The organism is Heyndrickxia sporothermodurans, from assembly GCF_003055045.1.
Taxonomy (GTDB): domain Bacteria; phylum Bacillota; class Bacilli; order Bacillales; family Bacillaceae_C; genus Heyndrickxia; species Heyndrickxia sporothermodurans.
In genome coordinates this window covers 46415-69511 of record NZ_NAZB01000002.1, presented here as the reverse complement: position 1 = coordinate 69511, position 23097 = coordinate 46415, and the positions used below count along the sequence as shown (strand labels likewise).

General features: G+C 37.5%; 22 protein-coding genes. 18 read left to right on the top strand and 4 right to left on the bottom strand.

The genetic code is table 11. From position 1 onward, the window contains the following. Positions 1-5: 5 nt before the first annotated feature. On the bottom strand, positions 6-1244 hold the full coding sequence (locus tag B5V89_RS00340; RefSeq protein WP_107957886.1) for a M20 family metallo-hydrolase: 1239 nt from the start codon (positions 1242-1244) through the stop codon (positions 6-8). Positions 1245-1429: 185 nt separating this feature from the next. On the opposite strand from B5V89_RS00340, the gene B5V89_RS00335 reads away from it, so the two are divergent. From B5V89_RS00335 to B5V89_RS00320, 4 genes are all read left to right on the top strand, one after another. Then, positions 1430-2818, top strand: a complete 1389-nt coding sequence (locus B5V89_RS00335) for a sigma-54 interaction domain-containing protein (protein WP_108069963.1) — start codon at positions 1430-1432, stop codon at positions 2816-2818. A 182-nt stretch (positions 2819-3000) separates the two neighbouring features. Beyond that, the gene (gene aguA / locus B5V89_RS00330) at positions 3001-4098 is read left to right on the top strand and encodes an agmatine deiminase (protein ID WP_108069961.1); all 1098 of its coding nucleotides are present in this window, start codon (positions 3001-3003) and stop codon (positions 4096-4098) included. A gap of 132 nt (positions 4099-4230) precedes the next feature. Then, a complete protein-coding gene (locus B5V89_RS00325) occupies positions 4231-5538 on the top strand; it encodes an aminotransferase family protein (protein WP_108069959.1) in 1308 nt (435 codons plus the stop codon). A gap of 35 nt (positions 5539-5573) precedes the next feature. Beyond that, complete coding sequence (locus B5V89_RS00320; RefSeq protein ID WP_108069957.1) at positions 5574-6998, top strand: aldehyde dehydrogenase family protein; 1425 nt, start codon at positions 5574-5576, stop codon at positions 6996-6998. Between the two features lie 95 nt (positions 6999-7093). On the opposite strand, the gene B5V89_RS00315 is transcribed toward B5V89_RS00320, so the two are convergent. Further along, entirely contained in the window at positions 7094-7546 is a 453-nt protein-coding gene (locus tag B5V89_RS00315) for a hypothetical protein (RefSeq protein WP_107920536.1), read from the bottom strand. 271 nt (positions 7547-7817) lie between these two features. Between B5V89_RS00315 and B5V89_RS00310 the strand changes: the two genes are divergently transcribed. The 7 genes from B5V89_RS00310 (at position 7818) to pqqE (ending at position 13579) form a co-directional block, all read left to right on the top strand. After that, a complete protein-coding gene (locus B5V89_RS00310) occupies positions 7818-9791 on the top strand; it encodes an outer membrane protein assembly factor BamB family protein (RefSeq protein WP_108069955.1) in 1974 nt (657 codons plus the stop codon). Positions 9792-10054: 263 nt separating this feature from the next. Continuing rightward, the gene (gene pqqA / locus B5V89_RS20675) at positions 10055-10129 is read left to right on the top strand and encodes a pyrroloquinoline quinone precursor peptide PqqA (protein WP_133174944.1); all 75 of its coding nucleotides are present in this window, start codon (positions 10055-10057) and stop codon (positions 10127-10129) included. A gap of 58 nt (positions 10130-10187) precedes the next feature. After that, a complete protein-coding gene (locus B5V89_RS00300; RefSeq protein ID WP_066229338.1) occupies positions 10188-10427 on the top strand; it encodes a hypothetical protein in 240 nt (79 codons plus the stop codon). Beyond that, positions 10417-11349, top strand: coding sequence for a pyrroloquinoline quinone biosynthesis protein PqqB (pqqB, locus tag B5V89_RS00295; RefSeq protein WP_107920534.1), 933 nt, complete (start codon positions 10417-10419; stop codon positions 11347-11349). The genes B5V89_RS00300 and pqqB overlap by 11 nt, the downstream gene beginning before the upstream one ends. Positions 11350-11351: 2 nt before the next feature. Beyond that, positions 11352-12110 (top strand): pyrroloquinoline-quinone synthase PqqC, encoded by a 759-nt coding sequence (gene pqqC, locus B5V89_RS00290; protein ID WP_235598287.1) that lies wholly within the window; start codon positions 11352-11354, stop codon positions 12108-12110. A gap of 13 nt (positions 12111-12123) precedes the next feature. Beyond that, on the top strand, positions 12124-12468 hold the full coding sequence (gene pqqD / locus B5V89_RS00285) for a pyrroloquinoline quinone biosynthesis peptide chaperone PqqD (protein ID WP_066229331.1): 345 nt from the start codon (positions 12124-12126) through the stop codon (positions 12466-12468). Continuing rightward, on the top strand, positions 12440-13579 hold the full coding sequence (gene pqqE / locus B5V89_RS00280) for a pyrroloquinoline quinone biosynthesis protein PqqE (RefSeq protein ID WP_108069953.1): 1140 nt from the start codon (positions 12440-12442) through the stop codon (positions 13577-13579). Before pqqD ends, pqqE begins: the two co-directional genes overlap by 29 nt. 355 nt (positions 13580-13934) lie before the next feature. Here the strand turns inward: pqqE and B5V89_RS00275 are convergent, their stop codons facing one another. After that, positions 13935-14318: a YkvA family protein gene (locus B5V89_RS00275; protein ID WP_108069951.1), complete on the bottom strand. Its 384-nt coding sequence runs from the start codon at positions 14316-14318 to the stop codon at positions 13935-13937. A gap of 208 nt (positions 14319-14526) precedes the next feature. Between B5V89_RS00275 and B5V89_RS00270 the strand changes: the two genes are divergently transcribed. From B5V89_RS00270 to B5V89_RS00260, 3 genes are all read left to right on the top strand, one after another. Beyond that, positions 14527-15774: an MFS transporter gene (locus B5V89_RS00270; protein ID WP_181294577.1), complete on the top strand. Its 1248-nt coding sequence runs from the start codon at positions 14527-14529 to the stop codon at positions 15772-15774. Between the two features lie 105 nt (positions 15775-15879). Next, positions 15880-16398, top strand: coding sequence for a GNAT family N-acetyltransferase (locus B5V89_RS00265; protein WP_066229318.1), 519 nt, complete (start codon positions 15880-15882; stop codon positions 16396-16398). Positions 16399-16424: 26 nt separating this feature from the next. Further along, positions 16425-17411: an NAD(P)H-quinone oxidoreductase gene (locus B5V89_RS00260; RefSeq protein WP_108069947.1), complete on the top strand. Its 987-nt coding sequence runs from the start codon at positions 16425-16427 to the stop codon at positions 17409-17411. Positions 17412-17466: 55 nt separating this feature from the next. Here B5V89_RS00260 and B5V89_RS00255 read toward each other — a convergent pair whose 3' ends face one another. After that, positions 17467-18396 carry a VanW family protein gene (locus B5V89_RS00255; protein WP_108069945.1) on the bottom strand — a complete coding sequence of 310 codons (930 nt, stop codon included), beginning with the start codon at positions 18394-18396 and terminating at the stop codon, positions 17467-17469. A gap of 440 nt (positions 18397-18836) precedes the next feature. On the opposite strand from B5V89_RS00255, the gene B5V89_RS00250 reads away from it, so the two are divergent. From B5V89_RS00250 to B5V89_RS00235, 4 genes are all read left to right on the top strand, one after another. Then, complete coding sequence (locus tag B5V89_RS00250; RefSeq protein WP_107920063.1) at positions 18837-20135, top strand: ABC transporter substrate-binding protein; 1299 nt, start codon at positions 18837-18839, stop codon at positions 20133-20135. A 163-nt stretch (positions 20136-20298) separates the two neighbouring features. Beyond that, positions 20299-21159 carry a carbohydrate ABC transporter permease gene (locus B5V89_RS00245; RefSeq protein WP_066229312.1) on the top strand — a complete coding sequence of 287 codons (861 nt, stop codon included), beginning with the start codon at positions 20299-20301 and terminating at the stop codon, positions 21157-21159. Beyond that, positions 21159-21980 (top strand): carbohydrate ABC transporter permease, encoded by an 822-nt coding sequence (locus tag B5V89_RS00240; RefSeq protein ID WP_108069943.1) that lies wholly within the window; start codon positions 21159-21161, stop codon positions 21978-21980. The genes B5V89_RS00245 and B5V89_RS00240 overlap by 1 nt, the downstream gene beginning before the upstream one ends. Positions 21981-22048: 68 nt before the next feature. Further along, positions 22049-23086, top strand: coding sequence for a LacI family DNA-binding transcriptional regulator (locus B5V89_RS00235; protein ID WP_108069941.1), 1038 nt, complete (start codon positions 22049-22051; stop codon positions 23084-23086). Positions 23087-23097: the final 11 nt, after the last annotated feature.

Genomic DNA, 23097 nt, shown 5'->3' with positions numbered 1-23097 from the left:
GAAATTCACTTCATATTTGCTAGTTTGTGAATGACATAAAGAAGCACATTAGCTCCTTTTTCGATATCATCGTCTAACGTAAGTTCTTGTTCATTATGACTAATTCCATTAATACTTGGCAGAAAAATCATTCCTGTATCGGCAATTTTATTCATGTATTTTGCGTCATGTCCAGGTCCGCTAAATAATTTTAAGGATGAGTAGCCTCTTTTGTCAGCGCCTTCATTTACCGCTTCAATGACTGTTGGAGAAAATTTAACGGCATCGGAGTTCCATTCTGTCGTAATCGTGACATCTACGTTATTCATTAGTGCAATGGTGCTTAATTTCTCTTTTAATCTTTCAATAGCCTCTAATCTAATTTCGTCATCCTGGTGTCGTATATCAATCGTAAATTCTACTTCTCCAGGTATTACATTTGAAACATTGGGCTTAATATTCATCTTGCCTACCGTCGTTTTTAACCCGAAAATTTCTTTTGTTATCTCATTCACTTTTGCAATCATTTTAGATGCGGGTACTAAAGCATCCCGGCGATTATCCATCGGTGTCGGACCCGCGTGATTTGTCTCGCCGATTACTTTCACACTTAACCAACTCATGCCTTGAATTCCTTCAACAACACCAATTGATTTATTTTGGGAAGCTAAAATAGGTCCCTGTTCTACATGGAGCTCGATGAAATACTTAACATCCTTCAATCGATTTTTTTCATCCCCCATGTAATTAATCGTCTCTAATGCAACTTTGTAACTAATATTTGCGCTGTCCCTTGAGTTATAGATGAACTCTTTTGTAAATTCTCCTGCAATCCCACCGGACCCTAGCATTGGTGGTGCAAACCGAGCACCTTCTTCATTGGTAAAATTAATAATTTCAATTGGGTAAATCGTTTCAATATTATTTTCATTTAAGACACGGATAACCTCTAAAGCTGATAAAACGCCAACAATTCCGTCATAACGCCCTCCACAAGGTTGGGTATCTAAGTGAGACCCCATAGCAACGACTGGACCATTATGGATTGTTCCCTTTCTTTTTCCATAAATATTGCCAAAGTCATCTACACGAACTTCTAATTTTTCTTCATGGAGCCATTTTATAAATAGGTCTCTCATGACTTTATCTTCTTCGGTTAAGGCTAAACGATTAAGTCCGCCATTTTTAGAAGATCCAATCGAAGAGCTTATGTTAAGTGATTCAAGTAAACGCTTTCTATTTACTTCTAGTAAGATTGAATTCATATGCTACCTCCTCACTAGTAATTAATGCAAGTTGCGTGCCAAAAAACAATCAGAAAAAAAAGCCTAAAAAATAGACTGTAATTCAGAAAATTAGTATTATATAAATAATTTAGAACCACATTCGAATCAAAAATGAAGCGAATTCGATTCAATTTCATTTACAAAATTCACAAGGGGGGATATAAATGGGCAAAAAGTTTTTTGAAGATCGCCATTTTTATCATATTTTTAACAAATTAAAAGATGGTATTTTCATAGCGGATCATAATGGAGTTGCATTATGGGTTAACGATACGAGTACAAAGCAGCAAGGTGCACCACGATCTAAAATAATAGGAAGAACGGTAACGGAATTAGAGAATAATGGTATGTTTACTCATTCCGTAACAAAAATTGTATTAGAAAAAAAGGAGACTGTAACAAAGGTACAAGTATCTAAAGGTAGACAATATTTAGCGACCGGATATTTGGTGAATATAAAGGAAGATAACACGGAATATGTTCTTGTACATGTTAAGGATGTCACAGAGACGGTAAAGAACTCTCTGAAGCTAGAGCAAGCTGAAACACTTCTACAAAACTATTGGGAGCAACTTCAACAAATAAAACGAAAACAAAATGTAGCTGACAGCCATCAATTTGTCATTGGTAAAAGCAAGAAACATGAAGAAATGCTTGATTTAATAGACAGGGTCGCAACGGTGGACGCTACTATCTTATTAAATGGTGAGACCGGTGTGGGAAAAAGTATGATAGCAAGGGTTATACATCAAAGAAGCAATCGACAAGAGAAACCTTTTATCCAAATAAATTGCGGTGCAATCCCAGAATCACTGTTAGAATCTGAATTATTTGGTTATAAAAAAGGGGCATTTACTGGGGCAAATAGCAGCGGAAAAATCGGATTAGTTGAAAAGGCAAATGGGGGGACGCTTTTTCTTGATGAAATTGGCGAACTTCCGTTGACACTGCAACCGAAACTTCTTCAATTAGTTCAAAATAAATCATTTATCCCTATTGGATCAACTGAACTAAAAAAAGTCGATATTCGAATCATAACGGCTACAAATCAAAATCTTTTACAGATGGTGGAGGAAAAACGTTTCCGAGAGGATTTATATTATCGAATTAATGTCGTTTCAATACATATACCCGCATTAAGAGAAAGAAAAGATGATATTCTTCCCTTGATATATTACTATTTTGAGTTATTTAAAACGAAGTACAATAAGGCATCGGTTTTAAGTCAAGAATTACTAGATTACTTACAGAATTATAGTTGGCCCGGGAATATTCGTGAATTGGAAAATATGATCGAAAGGCTTGTTGTTACTGCGAAACCAGGTGTTATTGAAAAAACTGCTCTTTCAAATAAAGTATTGGAGGAGTTTGACAAAAAAGAAAGTAATGATTTTTATTTAAATGGGAAAAGTTTACCAAACTATCTAGAGGAAATCGAAAAAAGAATTATAATTGAAGCGCAAAATAAACATAAATCGACACGAAAAGCAGCACAATCGTTAGGGTTAACCCAATCTTCATTGATGCGAAGAATAAAGAAGTACAACATTTAATCATACAAATTTTAAATAAATAAACGATGATTCGATTTCGGTTCGAATTTATTCTACGAATTTCTGAATCACGTATATTTGTCTTGCAACTATCTAAAATTGAATTTCTGAACAGTTTGAAAACGTGGCACAAAATTTGCATGTAATTATATAGAGATTTCTTTTTAAAGGGGGAATTGGACATGGTTTTTACTATAAATAGTACACCAAGAAAAGATGGATTTAGAATGCCAGGAGAATTTGAGGAACATAAGGGGACGTGGATGCTTTGGCCAACCCGAACAGATACATGGAGGTCCGGTGCTAAACCTGCTCAAAGAGTATATATTGAAGTAGCGAAAGCGATCTCACAATTCGAACCGGTCACTATGTGTGTGAAAGCAGATCAATATGAAAACGCACGTGCTTTATTACCACATAATATACGTATCGTTGAAATTTCATCTAATGATGCATGGATGCGTGATATCGGACCAACATTTGTTAAAAATGATAAAGGTGAAGTTCGGGGGATCGATTGGGGATTTAATGCTTGGGGTGGATTGGATGAAGGGTTATATTTCCCATGGGATTTAGATCTGCTAGTAAAACATAAAGTAATGGATATTGAGCAAATAAGCCGATATGATGCCACTGATTTTATTCTTGAGGGTGGGGCCATTACTGTAGATGGCGAAGGAACATTAATAACGACAGAGCAATGTGTATTAAACCCGAATCGAAATAGAAATCTATCAAAAGAGGAAATTGAAAATAAATTAATTGAATATTTAAATGTAGAGAAAATAATTTGGTTAAAAGATGGATTGGTTGGCGATGAAACAGATGGTCACGTGGACGAAGTTGTTTTTTTTGTTAAGCCGGGTGAGGTAGCGATGGGATGGACGGATGATCCGAATCATCCACAATACGATGTACTTCAAGATGCGTATAAACGATTAGCAGAGGCAACAGATGCCAAAGGAAGAAAATTAAAGATAAATAAAATACAAATGCCCGAACAAATTACTTTAAGTGAAGCGGAAAGCATGGAAATTGACTTCTCGAGACATAGCTCCAACCGATCGCCTAATCTAACATTTATCTCAACTTATGTAAATTGTTATCTATGTAACGGTGGTGTCGTATTACCTACGTTTAATGATCCTCAAGATGAACATGCGATTGCAGCTTTTGAAAAGATGTTCCCGGATCGAAAAATTGTTACGGTAAACACCCGTGAAATTTCAGTAGGCGGAGGAAATATACATTGTATTACACAACAGCAACCTTTACCTTAAAAAATAGAGTAAAGGATTGTGTGAATAAGATGAAATAATTGGCATGAAATTTGCAACATTCTTCTGTAAGAACACGAACTGATAAAGTAAATATTTTCATATTTTTAAAGACGAATTTATGAGGTGATGATCATGAGTGAAAGCAAAATAGTAGCTCAAGAGTTGGCAGATCTTGATAAAAAACATTTCTTACATCCGACTTCTTCCATTCAACAACAACAAGAACAAGGTCCAGGGTTTATTTTCACTAAGGGTGAAGGTGTTTATCTTGAAGATGTAAGCGGGAAAAAAGTGATTGATGGCATGTCCTCTCTTTGGAATGTGAATATTGGACATGGAAGAAAAGAATTAGGGCAGGCAGCAATGGAACAAATGAATAAATTGGCTTTTAGTTCTTGTTTCGCAACATTCAGTAATGAGCCTGCGATTCGTTTAGCGGCAAAGTTGGCTGAGATCACTCCGGGTAATTTAAATACAACCTTTTTTACATCCGGTGGATCCGAAGCAAACGACACAGCTTACAAACTTGCCAGGCATTATTGGATTTTAAAAGGGAGGCCAGAAAAAAAGAAGATTATATCCAGAAAAAGATCCTATCATGGGGTAGCGATGGGAGCAACGAGTGCAACAGGTCTTAAACCTTTTAGAGACTTCACAAATTCACTGGCGCCTGATTTTTATTATGTCGATAATTTATCAGCTCGATCCTTACGTGAAATGGTTGAAGCAGAAGGTCCTGAGTCCATTGCTGCATATGTTGCAGAACCTGTGCAGGGTGCTGGCGGGGTTCATATTGCACCGGAAAATTATTTCAAAGAAGTTCGAAAAGTGTGTGATGACTACGATATTTTATTTATTACAGATGAAGTAATTACCGGTTTTGGCAGAACAGGAAAAACATTCGGGATCGAACATTATGGTGTTGTCCCGGATATGATGTGTTTTGCAAAAGGAGTAACTAGTGGCTATGCACAACTTGGTGGGGTTGTTCTTTCAGAATCTATGTTTGATGATTTTAAAGAACGATCTGTTGGCACTCTTTTACATGGTTACACATATAGCGGCCATCCGATGGCATGTGCTGTAGCATTAAAGAATATTGAAATAATAGAGAATGAAAACCTAATTGAAAACGCGAAAAATATGGGTGAAGAACTGCTTAAAGGCTTTAAATGGATTCAAGGTGAAAGAAAACTCGTTGGGGATGTAAGAGGTCTAGGTTTAATGGGAGCAGTGGAAATTAAAAGTAATAAAGGTCCATTATCTCCAATAATAGTAAATGAAGCTGCAAAACAAGGACTAATTTGCAGATCTGTAGTATTTGATGATATGGATACGCTAGTATTTTCGCCGCCATTAACCATTAATAAACAAGAGATAGAAAGTTTAATAAATATTCTTCACGATTCAATTTATGCGATTGAACAGAAGTTTCTATAATAATGACCTAGTACAGATATTAGGAGGGGAATTTTGTGATAAAAAAACAATTGTTTATCAATGGTGAATGGGTTGAGGCAAAAAAACATACCCCTCTACTTTCTCCATATACGGGAGAGGTGATTGCAAATGTTCCCGATGCAACGATGGAAGAAGTAGAATTTGCTATCGAAGCTGCCTATCAAGCTAGGAACACTATGGCGGAAATGCCAATCCACCAACGGGCTACAATTCTTGAAAAACTTGCGAATTTACTTGAAAATCGCGCGGAAGAAGCAGCCATTCTTATTTCTAAAGAATCTGCTAAACCTCTTAAAGATGCAAAAGGTGAAATAGCAAGAACAGTACAAACTTATAAATTTTCAGCAGAGGAAGCAAAAAGAATAAACGGTGAAACAATTCCTATGGACGCTGCACCAGGAGGCGAGGGGCGCTTAGCCTATACGGTAAACATGCCGCTTGGGGTAATTGGTGCTATTACACCATTTAATTTTCCAATGAATCTAGTTGCGCATAAGGTAGGTCCGGCAATTGCTGCCGGAAATACGGTCGTTTTAAAACCAGCTAGTCAAACCCCACTTTCAGCTTATTTTCTTGCTGAACTTATGGAGGAGGCAGGATTACCACCAGGTGGTCTTAATGTAATAACTGGAAGTGGATCTGTAGTTGGCGGAAAACTTGTCACTGATAATCGTGTGAAGAAAATTTCCTTTACGGGTAGTCCAGAGGTCGGTATTGGTATTCGTAACAAAGCGAATTTAAAGCCAGTTACCCTTGAATTAGGATCAAATGCAGCAGTAATCATTGATAAAGACGTTAACATTGAAAAAATTATCCCGCGTTGCGTTACAGGGGCATTTAGTTCTCAAGGACAAGTATGTATTTCTCTTCAAAGGATTTATGTACATAAAGATTGCTATGATACTTTCGTAGAAAAGTTTGTGACAGCAACAAAAAATCTTAAAGTCGGTGATCCTTTAAATCTACAAACAGATGTATCGGCTTTAATTCATCGTAAGGAAGTGGATCGTGCACTTTCATGGATTGAGGAAGCCAAACAAAAAGGCGCAAAAATTGCCATTGGTGGGACAAGTGAAGGAAGTATTTTACATCCAACAGTTTTACTAGAAGTAGAAAAATCAGCGAAAGTTTCTTGCCAGGAAGTTTTTGCCCCAATTGTTTTAATTAATAAAGTTGAATCTGTCGAAGAAGCGATTGATTTGGTAAACGACTCACGCTACGGTCTTCAAGCAGGTATTTATACGGAGAACATTCATACAGCTATGTATGCCTCAAAAAAGCTATATGTTGGAGGTGTATTGGTAAATGATATACCTACCTTCCGGGTTGATCATATGCCATATGGCGGCGTCAAAGAAAGTGGGATTGGTAGAGAAGGAGTCAAGTATGCAATGAAAGACATGACTGAGCTTAAATTAGTAATCTTTAATAATAATTAGTTGGAGCTCACATGTTAAATAGAAACTTTAATAGTGGAGGCACATAATTTAGCGCTTTGGCTGCTAAAAAATGTGCCTCTTTTTTTCAAGCGTCATTATTTTTTTATTTGGAAGTTAATCGTCCATTCTCCTTTTTGATGAAGAATGGCATTTGTATTAAATGCCACGTTTGATGTAGCAGGTATATATTGTGGCAAGTTTACCTTTACAGCACCTTGATAGGTTTGGTTGTTTATTTTTTTATGCCACGTATGATTTCCTTGAACGAGATTATCACCAATGGAAATAACAGGATTATCCATTAATCCTTTGGCGTTTTCATCCATCTGATGCCTCGATTTTGATTGAATCGTATAATACACCACCATCTCCTGACCACGGTTTGTAATGGTGTAATTATTTATTATCAGTTTGATACCGTTATTTTCTGCAGACCCGATAACTGTTTCTGATTGGGCGAATGAACTTTGAAGAGGAATAGATGCCACCCCAACAAGTAAGCAAAGCAAAAAGATCATTCTACTAAATCCATTTAAGAAAACTTTCATTCAATCACATCCTAAACATGTAATTTTGCGTTCAAGAAGGAAGTATGGAAATATATGTAAAGCCCTTCGTGAACTACCTCATTTATAGATTGTCTCCATTTTTCTTAAATATGCTAACTCCAAATGAGCTTTATGAAAATTCATACGAACAACGTTGATCTTCTTTGTATAAGTATTTTTTGTTTGCTCTTTTGCATAATTAAGGATTGTTTTACTCAATATAGAAAAAGAGAAAATTCTAATTCAGATTTAAAGCATAGGAGGTCTTTTCTTGAGACGCTATTTAAAAGTAATAGGTATAGCTTTGATGGCTTTGGTATTAGTTGTTGGATGTCAAACAAAAACTGACAAAAACAAGAACAATGCCAATAATCAAGCCGCCAAAAATAATAACGAAACCGGATTTCCCAATTGGGGCTACGACTATCAACAAACAAGGCATGTACCTTATGACAAAATTACAAAAGATAATGTTAAAAAGCTAGGCATTGTCTGGCAGAAGGATTTGGCAGATTGGGACCCGAACGTTCCAAATGCTTCAGAAGATTTCCCGGTTGTTAAAGATGGTGTAATATACGTAACAACTTCCTATAACCGTGTGTTTGCGATGGACGCTTCAACTGGTAAGAAGATTTGGAGTTGGAAGCCGCCTAAAGAAGTACAGGATCATTTTGATAGTGCAAAAATGGAAGCCTTTTCAATTATTGCTAGTCGAGGTGTTGCGGTTGCGGAGGGAAACGTGTTTGTACTGATTGCGGATAATCGTTTGGCGAAACTGGATGCAAAAACCGGAAAACTCGTGAAAATGATTAACCTTTGGGACACGATAAAAGGAGCCACACTAGAAAATAGATACTATGAAACAAATGCTCCAATGTACTATAAAGGAAACATTTATGTTGGAAGTAGTGGAGGAGATAGTGGAGGTTTCCGAGGCTTTGTAATGGCTTTTAAAGCGAGTGATTTGACTCCGGCTTGGGAAAAACCATTCTATACTGTTCCCGAGAAGGGAAAAGGTTGGATGAAAGGGAAATATACAGGTGGCGGTGCTGTATGGTGTCCGATGTCTTTTGACCCGGATACCGATATGATGTATTTTGGCGTAGGGAATCCTGCCCCTGATTATTTTAAAAAAGTTCGACCTGGCACAAATCCTCATACTGATTCAGTAGTTGCGCTTGATAGTAAAACAGGGAAATTGATTTGGGCGAAGTCTGAAGTCGATGAGGATGAATGGGATTATGATGCAGGGTCTACTCCGATGGTTGTTAATGCCAAAGTAGGTAACAAAAAGAGAAAAGCAGTTGTTCATGGGGGAAAGAACGGAAAATGGTATGCATGGGATGCGAAAACAGGGGATACCATTTATGATGGTGTACCATTTGTCAAAATCAAACACACATCTCCGCCAACTGATAAAAATAAGGCGGTTCTCCAATGGCCGGGAACGGAAGGCGGACAAAATTACGCGCCCGAAACATATGATCCAAAAAGCAATTATGTTTTGATACCTGGTATAAACAAACCATCTTTATCTGTCGGTGCAAAGGATATAAGTGATATTGAGGAAAGGGATGGATTATTTCCGGGAACGGAAATTTTACCTACTCCTAAAGATGTTGAGATATCAGGAACGATTACGGCTATCGATATGAATACCGGCAAAAAGGCGTATCAGAATAAGACGAAACAACCGATGCGCGGAGGCTTTACGAGCACGGCCACAGGACTGGCCTTCTACGGGGAGCTGGATGGAACGGTTAACGCTCTTGATATTAAAAGCGGAAAAGTATTATGGAACATGAATAGCGGAGGAGCCCAGATTATGATGGCGCCATCGATTTATGTGCAGGACGGTAAACAATATGTAGTGTACGTTTCAGGAACCAAGGTTATTGCCTATGGCCTTGGTGGTAACAAAACCGTTACACCAGCAAAAGACCCTCAAGGATCAGGTAAGGAAACTGAGGCAAATCATGGCAGCAGCGGTAATAAGGAAAAAGATAAGAAGCAGCCGGCAAATAATAGTGTTAACGCCGAAGCTATTTATAAAAAGAGCTGTGCTTCCTGTCATGGTGGAAATCTTGAAGGATCAGTCGGCCCTGACATTAGTCATGTTGGTAGAACCATGTCTGAGGAGGACATTTTAAATCAAATCATTAATGGAAGCGGACGGATGCCGGGGAATCTTGTTAAAGGTGACCAAGCAAAAGCGCTAGCGAAATGGTTGTCTCAAAAGAAATAACTTTTTAAGGCACAAATTGTCAACCTAACCTTTTATGAACTATCAATAAAAACTGAGTCCATGAATACGGACTCAGTTTTTTTATTAGGCTCCTTTTTAACGAAAGTAACGGCTCATTTCTTACGAAAATGGACAACCATTATTCAAAATTCTGGTTATTTCGAGTAATCCATCGACATAAGATAAAGTCGAAAGGGAAAAACATAAGACACTAATAAAAACAATAGTCTTTATAACGTATGACATAAAAGGGGGTGAACTACATGTGGATGAAGCCTGAGTACAAAGAGATCAATACATCTTCTGAAGTGACAATGTATGCTTATATCGGAAAATAGCAATGTTAATACTCGATTTTAGCACTTTATAAATATACGCAAGGTGGTGTTAGATAGTATGAATGGTTATTTAAAGGCGGTGATCGGTGCAATTATCGGGGCTGCAACTGCAGGAGGTTGGTTGGTTGTTGATCTTCTGCTTCCGGAACCAATTGGAGATTATCTCTTATTTGGCATCATGGGACTTGCAAATGCTGCAATTGGATGGCAAGTTGGAAGAGTTTTGGAAAGAAAGCGAAATGTTGATAACGGCAATCTTGAAACTTCTCGGAAAGGACTGAAGACAAATTCGAATTAGAGTTTTAGGAACCGCTGCAGGAGGTGGGTTCCCACAGTGGAACTGTGCCTGTCCAAACTGCCGAGATGTTCGGGAAGGGGATACAGCACTCACTCCTTTATTACAATCATCTCTTGCGATAAGTGCTAATGAAAAAGACTGGTACCTTATCAATGCTGGACCGGATGTAACGAAACAAATTGAATCCTTTGAACCACTGCATGCAGGTCCTGAAATAAGAGAAACCCCTTTAGCAGGTGTTATTTTAACAGATGCCCAGCTTGATCATACGATTGGATTATTATCATTGCGCGAGGGGTCCAGATTGACTATATATGGAACGGAGGCTGTTAAAAAGAGTTTGCATTCAGCTTTTCCGGTGTTTCCAATGCTTAAAAACTACTGTTCATGGGAATGGCAAACTCTTTATCCCGAATTTATGCAAAAAATCGGAGCTTTTGATGAAGAAGAGCAATTGACATTAATTGTTGAGACTGTACCCGTTTCGAGAAAACCCCCGCTTTATATCCGATTAAATAAAGAGGATGATAGTCTTGTTGATGTATGGGAAGTTGGCTTAGTTTTTCACAATAAAGGTACCGGAAAACGTTTCGCTTATTTCCCTACTTTAGAAAACATTTCGCCGGATATAGAAGCACACTTGCGGAAGGCTGATGTTTTAATGATCGACGGAACCTTTTGGTCGGAAGATGAATTGACAAGGATGGGGGCAACCAATCGCAACGCAAAAAACATGGGACATTTGCCAATTAGCGGATTATCAGGAACCGCTCAAAAATTAGCATCATTCCCTGCAGAACGGAAAATTTTGGTCCATATAAATAACAGCAACCCTATTTTGAGAAAGGATTCAAGGGAGAGGTATACATTGGAACAACTTGGTTTTGAGATTGCCTATGATGGAATGGAAGTGGAGGTGTAATCGTGCTCGAACATCGTAAGTTCGTTAATAGGGAAATGGAGCCGGATCAAAAGAAAGAAAAGGTGTGGACACGGGAAGAATTTACTGAACGATTGAGGGATGTCGGGCGTTCTTCCTATCATGATAAACATCCCTTTCATACGGCGATGCACGAAGGAAAACTAAGTCGTGAGCAAATCCGTGGTTGGGTAGCTAACCGTTACTATTATCAGAAATCGGTTCCAATTAAAGATTCAGCCATTTTGTCTAATTTACCATCGAGTGAGCTTCGTCGTGAATGGATCGGGCGCATCATTGACCACGACGGCACGCACGGAGAAGATGGCGGTATTGAAGCATGGTTGCGACTAGGCGAAGCTGTAGGGTTGTCTCGTGAAGAAATTGTACGGGAGGAGCATGTTGTACCGGGTGTTCGTTTTTCCGTCGACGCTTATGTTAACTTCGCGCGGTCAAAGCCATGGATTGAAGCAGTAGCCTCCTCATTAACTGAATTGTTTTCACCTACTTTAATAGCTAAGCGTATTAAAGTACTAGAGCAGCAATATCCTTGGATCGACAGTAAAGGATTTGACTATTTTCAAAGTCGCTTAACGCAAGCGCCTCGTGATTCGGATGTAGCTCTCAAACTTGTATTGAATTATTGCCAAACGCCTGAAGCTCAAAGGCGGGCTGTTAATGCATTACGTTTTAAGTGTGATGTATTGTGGGCACAGCTTGATGCCATAGAAAAAGCCTTTCCTTGTGCAGCATATTCAGAATAAGAAAGAATAGGTGGTGAAGTCAATTTTACTTAGAAGCTCTCCGAAACTTGCAGCAAAAGCACGTTTGAAATTTGATAAGGTTAGAGGGAAACATCTTCTTTTATTACCGGAAAGGGTAGTCATTTTGAATGAAACGGCTGCCTCCATACTTACACTCTGTGATGGTAGTCAAACGGTAAGTAGTATGAGTGAAAAGTTAAGGGCTTCGCTATTGAAAGATGCGGAAGCAAAGGGGAACGATGTGAAGCCTGACTTGAATACGATAAAGGAAGATATTTCTGAGTTTCTGCAGGAGATGGTGGAACAAGGATGGGTGGTGATTTCTACAAATGAAACAGTCGATTATAAGGAGCAATAATGAAGTAGAACCCCCATATTCACTGCTCGCTGAGTTAACTCACCGCTGTCCATTACATTGTCCGTATTGTTCAAATCCGATTGAAATGACTTCAAAGGAGTCTGAACTTTCAACCGAAGAATGGAATCGCGTATTGTCCGAGGCCGCTGATTTAGGAGTGGTAGAGGTTCATTTTTCCGGCGGAGAACCGCTCCTACGTGACGACTTGGAAGTCTTAATAAGCCGAGCACATTCATTAGAAATGTATAGCAATCTCATTACAAGCGGCATTGGATTAACAATGGAAAAAGCCACTCAGTTCAAGGAGGCAGGTTTAGAAAATGTGCAGGTGAGTTTCCAGGCTGGGGAAGCAAAACTGTCGGACAAAATCGGCGGATATAAAGCATTTGAAAAGAAACGAGAAGCTGTTCAGGCGGTAAAAGAAGCCCAATTGCATTTATCGCTAAATGTTGTACTGCATCAAATGAATCTAGAAAATTTAAATGATATTATTTCACTTGCCGAAGAAATGGGAGCTGAACGATTAGAACTGGCAAATACTCAGTATTATAACTGGGCTTTGCTCAATCGTAAACGGCTGTTACCGAGCCGGGATCAAGTCGAGCGGGCACGTGAAGTTTATGAAGCCGCTAAAGTGCGTCTTAAAAGAAAAATGGAAATTATTTGGGTTATTCCTGATTATTATTCATCGACACCTAAACCTTGTATGGGTGGCTGGGGGGCAATTGGCCTAACAGTAGCACCGAATGGGGTTGTTCTTCCTTGCCCAACGGCCGGGATGATTAAAGATTTATCCTTTGAAAATATTCGACATGCATCATTAAAAGATATTTGGTATGATTCTATGTCCTTTAACAGTTTCCGTGGTGATGAATGGATGCCTGACCCTTGCCGTTCATGCGATTTGCGACACGAAGATGGAGGGGGCTGCCGTTGTCAAGCTTTTGCCCTAACGGGGGATGCCTATGCGACCGACCCAACGTGCATGTGGGCTCCGGATCATCAATTGATCGAAGCGGCAATACAGGATGCGAATAGCGTATCTTCAACACAATCATCACCAATAATCTATCGAAGGCATTTTCAAGATAAGCCCGCGTTAAAAAAATAAAAATTATTGCAAATTTGTGCTTAAGGGCCCCATACATACCCTTAAGCACTCTTTTTTTGCTAAGCAAGGCGCTTCCTCTTTTTTTTAGCAACGAAGGATAGTTAAAATAAGCGGAAATTTTCCGGTTATACAGCAGAATAGAGCTCAGTTCGGGGGATTTAAGCGGAGAATTTCCGGTTAAGCAAAGCAAAATTACTCATTTTCGCGTTTTTTGAGTTAATAGTCGGAATTTTTCCGGCTATTTAAGGTGTTTTCGGTGCTATTTCTTAATTAAGAGAAATTTTTCCGCTTATTTATCAAACTCGATTTTAACGTCTAATGAATTGACTTAAAGCAAGGGCAATTTGAATATCTTTTATTTTAAAAAATATTTAAAGAGAATAGATGTCGTAAGGCTAAACCAAATAAGTACGATGACAATGGCTGCCGGCCAATTTTTTCGTAACTTTTTTGGTGTACTGCTGGCTGTCACCCGACACTCTTGTAAAATATGTTTTGGTATTAAAGAGAATGCTCCTAAAATTCCTAATGGAAGTAAAATGGCTTCATCTAAATAACCTAATACTGGAATCACATCTGGAATAAAATCTATAGGACTTAATGCATAAGCAACAATACATACTGAAAAAGCTTTTGCATACCATGGGGTTTCCGGATGGCGATAAGCTAGATAGAGAATATAGATATTACGTTTTAAATTTTGGATAAATTCCTTCCATTTGTTTATCCGTATTGCCATTTTTATTTCAATTCCTCTCTAATCCTCGATTGGGGTAAGTAGTTATCTTTATCCTGCTTCAAACCAATTCTTTTTAAACATGTTATGACATAGAATACTTTGTTGTGTTTATAAAGGACATCACTTCTTTCCAATTAGTTGTGTATAAATTATATTTTGGAATGGAACCCTTTTAAAGAGACTCAATTTATGAAATGAAGTGATGATCGTGGGCACGTTAATTGGACAAATTCATTCATCGGTTAGACAACTTATGCTTGTCAATCTTTTACGCAGCATTGGACAAGGCATGCTAGTTGTTGATTTGGCTTTATATCTTGATGAATTGGGTTGGAGTACTGTGGCAATAGGAAGTGTGCTTGCATCTGGGGGCTTACTTGGTGTTGGACTTGCACCTTTCATTGGGATTTACAGTGACCGATTGGGAAGAAAGCCGTTTCTGCTTTTTTCCGAATTATTAACAGCCGGGTGTGCGGTGATTGGGATCTTGACGACAAATCCAATTTTCCTGTTTATCGCTATCACACTTTCCGGTTTCGGGAAGGCGGATGCTGGTTCCCCCAGTCCGTGTGCCCCGGCTGAGCAAGCTTGGCTTGCATCCTTTATCCCAACAAAAGAACGCGGCAAAGTATACAGTCTGAATAATGCAGTTAGTTTTTTTGGAATGGCAGCGGGAGCAATGTTAGCTGGGATTATGCCCTTATGGGAAAGTTATTTTCAAGGTATATCCTTTTATCGTCTAATATTTTGTTTTATCTTCCTTACTTCACTTATTAATGCAATGATCATTTTTACAATTCGGGAAGATAAAGTTGAAAGAAAACAAGTAATAGAAGAGGGAGTAAGGAATCAAGAAAAGAAAATCTTATACGAAGAAAATGTTGCGGTCATAAAGTTGGCTGCTATTAATATCCTAAATGGAATTGCAATCGGATTAACAGGACCAATGATGGCTTATTGGTTTTCAGTGAAGTTTGGAGCGAGTAATACTCAGATTGGCGGCACACTTGCAGTCACCTTTTTGGCGACAGGTATGACTTCGATTATGCAAGCAAGATTATCCCACCAACATGGGACCATTCGATCGATTGTAATAATTCGTTTTATCGCCAGTCTGCTTTTAATTTTAATGCCAATTCTTTCTTCCTATACACTCGTTTCCGCCATGTATATCATGCGAACAGCATTAAATCGAGGAACACAGGGTGCACAGCAAGCACTAAGTGTGAGCTTGACCCGGGACATGCGCCGTGGTTTCGCATCAAGTATCAATATCTTTTCCATGCGTCTGCCGATATCAATCGGACCGTATATTACCGGTTATCTTTTCGGACTAGGTTCATTGGCCCTGCCTTTTTATATAGCATCCGGATTACAATGTAGTTTTGCATTGCTATACGGGAAAATTTTCTGCACCTACGATATGAAGGTGAAATCCCAAGTGTCATCCGGTTAATTAATTCAAAGTTATTTTGTAAAAGAATACAAAAGCGACTCTACTTTACTTTATAGTGAGTCGCTTTTATATTTAAAGTAAGAGTATGGAAGCGAGGGGAAGCAAATGAATATCCGCGTGTTAACGGAGTCCGATGCGGTAGTTTACCAGGAATTACGATTAAAAGCATTGAAAAATAATCCTGAAGCATTTGGCTCCACTTATGAGAGGGAAAGTAAGTTCACACAACAAATGATTGAAGATCGCATAAAGCCAACAAATAATAAATTTGTGCTAGGGGCATTCGATGACAGGGGAATAGTCGGAATGGTGACGTTTATGCGCGAAACTAGCCCAAAAACAATACATAAAGCGAATATTTTCGGAATGTTTGTTGCACCCGAAGCAAGAGGAAAGAATATTGGAAAATCACTCCTACTCGAATTAATAAAAATGGCAAAAAAGTGTAATGGAGTAGAGCAATTAAATCTAACGGTAGTATCAGAGAATAAACCAGCGAAAAAATTGTATGAGTCTTTAGGATTTAAGGTGTATGGGGTCGAACGAAATGCTCTTAAATTTGACGGAAAGTATTATGATGAGGATTTAATGGCATTCTACATTAATAGAAAGGATACTATTTAGATATTTCATATACTGGAGGAGTAAACATGAAAGCTGTAATCGTAAATCAAAATGGCACCAATCAGTTGGAACTTGTCGAGCACCCTATTCCAAAGGCAAAAGAAGGAGAGCTGCTCATCAAAGTACATACAGCGGCAATCAATCGAACAGATATAGTTACGAGAGAAGGGAAAAGTGGTTATTTAACAAATCCAATCCTCGGTGTTGAGGTCGCGGGAACGATTGTTGAAATCAATGGAAAGAGTTCCTTTTCTGTTGGAGATCGGGTGATGGGGCTCGTTAATGGCGGGGGTTATGCAGAATACGCAACTATGCCTATTAATCGAGCAATGAAAATACCTGAGAATTTCACATTTGAAGAAGCTGCAGCTATCCCGGAAGTATTTTTGACGGCGTATCAAACATTATTTTGGATCGGCAAGCTTCAAAAACAAGAATCGGTTTTGATTCATGCAGGTGCGAGTGGAGTTGGAACTGCAGCTATTCAACTCGCAAAAAAGCTTTGCGATGCGAAAGTAATTGTTACTGCAGGTTCAAAAAGAAAACTAGATTTTTGCAAAGAGCTTGGTGCCGATGTAGTAATAAATTATAAAGAGCAGTCATTTGAAGAAGAGGTTCAAAAAGCCACTAATGGGTTGGGTGTTGATGTAATTTTAGACTTTATTGGTGCCGAGTATTGGCAAAAGAACTTTGAAAGTATTAAAAAAGGTGGACGTTGGGTTTTAATAGGAATTCTTGGTGGCAGTGAAATTGAAAAGGTTAATTTAATGGGGTTAATGTCAAAGTATATCCAATTAACAGGTACGCTACTAACACCAAGAAGTGATGAATATAAAGCACAATTAACAAAAGAATTTATTGAAAATGTGACTCCATATTTTGAACGTAAAGAAATTAGACCGATCGTTGATACGATGTTTCCATTAGAAAAAGCTAGAGAAGCTCAACAATATATGGAGGAAAGTCGCAATATCGGTAAGATAATTCTTAAAGTAAATGAGCACCTTTCCTAAATGGGAGAGGTGCTTTAATGGGTGTGACTGAAAACTAACCGATATCCACAAATGTTTAATTTTCCCTATTTTCTTCAGATCCCATCGATTCTTTTTCCGGAAGTTTAAATGAGGCACTTGGTACTTTTCTTGGAGAGATTTTTAAATCCTCTGATGAATAGATAACAATGCTAGCTGTACCGCCATATACATGAGATCGGATCAGTATGGGTTGTTGATAATTGTTCGTAAACCGGAAATCGGGTCCGTACCAGCTGACGGTAGCATCCCTCCCCGGTGGCACATAAGCGACTCGTTTGCTATGGGAATAACGTTCTGTAATCGTCATTCCCGCTGAATCAACAGCATTATATAACGTAGAAGAGATTTGGCAGATGCCGCCGCCAATATCTTCAGAAAGTTCTCCTCTTACTATAACTGGAGCACGCAAATATCCTTTCTCCTTTGTTCTTTTTCCAACTGTTTTGTTAAAGGAAAAGGTTTCTCCCGGAAATATAACTTGGTTATTAATAGCTTCGCTTGCCAGTACAATATTATGGGAACGCTCCTTATTGCTAGAATTAAAATAGGTAGCATACTGACCGATACGTTTCACTCTTATTTGAGAAAGGAGCTCACTATCAACCGCAGGATATACTTTTCTCATAGGAGCTTCAATAGTTGAGGCATCTTTTGTGAAAAAATATGTATAAAATAATCGTTTAAATATTTCGCGATCAAGTGTATAGCCTACCTTTTCAGATATAATATTTCCATGTTTATCAATGCTGGCATTAGCAGGCGGTACATAGACGGACTTTTCAAGACGTTGAATAAATGCTTCCAATTTATCATGATCAGCTATTGGAAGATTTATTAATGGATTTGCAAAATACGTTCGATTGACACTCGCAATCGTGTCCCCTTCATATGTTATTGTCAAATTATCAGGAAGATTGCTTGTACTCCCTATTAATAAAAAAATTGAAACTAAAAAATGCTTCATAAATCGCTATCCCTCCCATCAATAGTATGGGTAGGTTTATCATTTTTCATGTTAATTAATTTTCATATACATAGTAAAAAAAAGCGAAAATATGTAAAGTAACAGACGAACAGAACGAAAAAGAGTAAGGACTTGTTATGAAAAAAGTCCTTACTTTTTTTATGAGAAAAAAATTTTTTATTGTAAATCAAAAATGCCTGTGCTAATATAATGACATAAGTTCATGCAATCGTTTGCACTACTTAGAAACTCTTAAGTCAATACTATTATTTGTTGCGTTTCTTTTTTTGTAAAGGATGAAAGCGGTTTAATATAAGATTAATAGCTTTGATTCTACTAAAGATAAAGAACGCATTATTTAACGGATTTAATGCAAACGGTTTCCTAAGTAGACGACATTTCATGAATAAGTGTCAAAACAAATAATGGGGGTATCATTGATGAAAATGAAAAAGCTATTTCCAGTCATGCTTGCACTTTTGCTTTTAGTAAGTGTTGGATTAGTTGGATGTTCTTCCGGTAAATCTAGTGGTGGAAGTTCATCTAAAGGTGATGTAGTGGTTGATATTTTTCAATTTAAAGTGGAATTTAAAGATCAATTTAAAGAGGTTGCAAAAAAATACGAAGATGAACATAAAGGCGTAAAGATTAATATTACTTCAGTTGGTGGCGGAGAAGACTATGGTGCTGCATTGAAATCTAAGTTTGCGTCTGGTAATGAGCCAACTATCTATAATGTTGGTGGACCACAAGATGTAAAGGATTGGGAAGCGAAATTAGCAGACCTTTCTGATACAAAAGCAGCTTCAGTTGCATTAAAAGGAACACTTGATGGTGTGAAAAAAGGAAATGAAGTGTTAGGACTTCCATATAACCAAGAAGGTTATGGCTTCATTTATAATACAAAAGTTTTTGAAAAAGCGGGAATCAATCCGAAAGATATTACTACTTTTGCTAAATTGCAAGATGCAGTAAAAACATTAGATAGCAAGAAAAAAGAATTAGGATTAAAAGGTGTATTTGCCTTACCGGGAAAAGAAACTTGGGTAACGGGCTTACATTTATCTAATACGTTCTTATCACCAGAATTTAATGGAAATGTCATTGATACATTTAATGCGAAAAAAGTTGATTTCAAATATGGTGATGCATTCAAAAATGTACTTGATTTAGAAAACAAATATTCAGTACAACCAACAGTAAGTCTTGACTATTCTCAACAGGTAGAAGAATTATTCTCTACTGGTAAGGTAGCAATGATTCAACAAGGAAACTGGGTATATAGTTCAATTGCTGGTATTGACCAAGATTTAGCGGACAATGGCATCGGACTTTTACCAATCCCTGTAGAAGGATTTAAAGAAGATGCGATTCCGGTTGGCGTGCCAATGTACTGGGCAGTAAATAAAAATAAAGATAAGAAAGAAGTAGAAGAAGCGAAGAAATTTTTAGATTGGCTATATACTTCTGATGCTGGTAAAGAAGCGGTTATTAATGATTTCAAATTCATCCCTGCTTATGATGGTTTTGATGCAAGCAAGATTTCTGATCCACTTGCTAAAGCAGTTTACCAATATGCACAAGATGGAAAAACAATTCCTTGGGTATTCATGGGCTATCCTACTGGATGGGGACAAGAAAAATTAGGTGTTAACATCCAAAAATATTTAAGTGGAGAAATGAGCTGGGATGAATTAGTGAAAGATTCAAAAACAGCTTGGGAATCTTCAAGAAAATAATATAGCTTACTAAAAAAATAGAAAACAAGGCAGCATGAGTTGCTTTGTTTTCTATCTTATTTTAAATCTAAGTCATCTTAATGAGTGGCTTTACGGTTAGCCACTCATTAAGGTGACTTATAAAAGGCGCTTTCGCTTTTCTATACTGCTAGGAGGAATAATGATGAAGAAGAGGAATTTATGGTACTGGTTGTTTTTAGCTCCTACACTAATCGCGCTAACAATCGTTGTTATTTTACCATTAATTTATGGAGTGTATTACTCATTTACAAACTGGAATGGGATAGAAACCCCTCAGTTTATCGGTTTTGAAAATTATATCAACTTATTTAAAGATCAGGAATTTTTGGATTCCTTATGGTTTACTGTGAAATTTACAGTTGTCTCTGTATTCTTGATTAACTTTTTTGGGCTTGCTCTAGCACTTATTGTTACGCAAAAAATGAAAACAAGTAATCTACTAAGAACTATTTTCTTTATGCCGAATCTTATTGGCGGACTAATCCTAGGTTTCATTTGGCAATTCATATTTCTTAAAGTTTTTTCTAGTATAGGTGATTTATTAGGGATTGAATCTTTGCAAGGCTGGCTTTCAACTTCAACAACCGGTTTTTGGGCATTGGCTATTCTAATGAGCTGGCAAATGGCCGGATATATTATGGTTATCTACATTTCCTACCTTGAAAGTGTTCCGCAAGAATTACTAGAGGCGGCAGAAATCGATGGTGCAAATAGTTTTCAACGCTTTATGCATATTACATTCCCGCTTGTTGCACCGGCATTTACAGTAAGTTTATTTTTAACGTTATCAAACTCATTTAAATTATATGATCAAAACCTATCATTAACTGGAGGAGGACCATTTCACTCCACGCAAATGGTGGCGATGGAAATTTACAAAACAGCATTTACAGAAAATGCGATGGCATATGCACAATCCAAGGCAGTTATTTTCTTTATTATCGTTGCCGCAATTTCACTAACACAAGTGTATGTCAATAAGAAACGGGAGGTCGAAATGTAGTGAGCAGGAAAAAGAAAAAGTCATTTATCATTGGTACGATAGGAATCATTTTAGCTCTCCTATGGCTTTCACCGTTTTACTTAATGATCGTAAACTCTTTTAAAACAAAACGGGAAATTTTCACTGATACATTGAAACTTCCTGAAAAATTTACCTTTGATAATTATATTGAGGCATTTAACCAGTTAGATTTTTTAAAAACCTTATTTAATTCGATTTTAATAAGCGTTGTTGCTGTCGTAATTATTGTTATTTTTTCATCAATGGCAGCGTATGCACTATCACGTAGAAAAAGCAAAATAAGCGGTTTAATCTTTTTACTTTTTGTTGCTGCGATGCTCATTCCGTTTCAATCCGTTATGATTCCGCTTGTTTCTATATTTGGAAAAATGGAAATGCTCAATCGAATTGGAATTATCATTATGTATTTAGGTTTTGGATCGAGTCTTTCAATCTTTTTATATCACGGTACATTATCGGGAATTTCAAAATCTCTTGATGAGGCAGCTACAATTGATGGTGCGAATCGCTTTCAAGTATTTTGGTATATTATCTTTCCGATGTTAAAACCAATTACGGTTACTGTTGCGATTTTAAATATTATTTGGATTTGGAATGACTATTTATTGCCATCACTCGTTATTAATAAAGAAGGGATGGAAACGATTCCTTTAAAAATGTTCTTCTTCTTTGGAGAATATACGAAACAATGGCATTTAGCATTGGCTGGTTTAACAATTGCAATTATTCCAGTTATTATTGTTTATTTCTTCTTGCAAAAGCAAATAATTAAAGGAATTTCAGAAGGTTCGGTAAAATAATCGTAATTATTAAACGCTTACCGTTTACAATAGAAGTACTTATATTTGATTAACGGGGGATATAAACAATGGCAGTAACAATAAAAGATGTAGCAAGAGTTGCTCAAGTGTCACCTTCTACGGTGTCAAGAGTCATTGCCGATAATCCGCGGATAAGTGAAGAAACAAAAAGGCGGGTACGTGAAGCAATGGACGAATTAGGATACCATCCGAATTTCCAAGCGAGAAGTTTAGTCGTGAAAAGTACGAAAACAATTGGAATCATTATGCCGAATTCAGCTACGCAAGTGTTAGAAAACCCTTTCTTCCCGGAAGTACTGAGGGGAATCAGTTTAATAGCACGTGAAAATCGCTTTGGAATCTATTTGTCCACAGGTGCTACTCAAGAAGAAATTTTTGAAGAAGTTATTCAAATGGTTCAAGGGCGTCGAGTTGATGGAATTATCCTTCTCTATTCGAAAACGGATGATAAAATCATGAAATATTTACTTGATGAAGATTTTCCGTTCACTGTTATTGGAAGACCGTTTCATAATGCAGAGCGGATTACGTATGTTGATAATGACAATATATATGCCACTAAGCAAGTGACAAAATACCTTATTGATAAAGGGCATAAAAAGATTGCATTTATTGGTGTAAATACAGAAGATGTTTTTACAATTGATCGGATGGAAGGGTATAAACAAGCGATGGAGGAAGCCGGAATCCCCATCAAGGAGGACTATGTCATCCATGAGAAATGGTTGAAGGAAAATGAAAAGGAAGCGATTATTGAATATTTTTTCAGCAAAGAACTTCCGACGGCCATTGTGTTAACGGATGATTTCCTTGCGATTAAATTAATGAGTATTGCAGAAGATTTATCGATACGTGTACCAGAAGATATTTCGCTTGTAAGCTTTAACAATATTATGCTTTGTCAGTATATGAGACCGCCATTATCATCCGTAGATATCAATATTTTTCAATTAGGATTAGAAGCCGCAAATTGTTTATTGGATAAAATAAATCATCCAGAAACTTTACCTAAGCGAATCACAATTCCGGCTAAAATGATTGAAAGAAAAACATGTGCGAAAATTATAAAGGAACAAAACGAGTAAAGGTTGTGGGT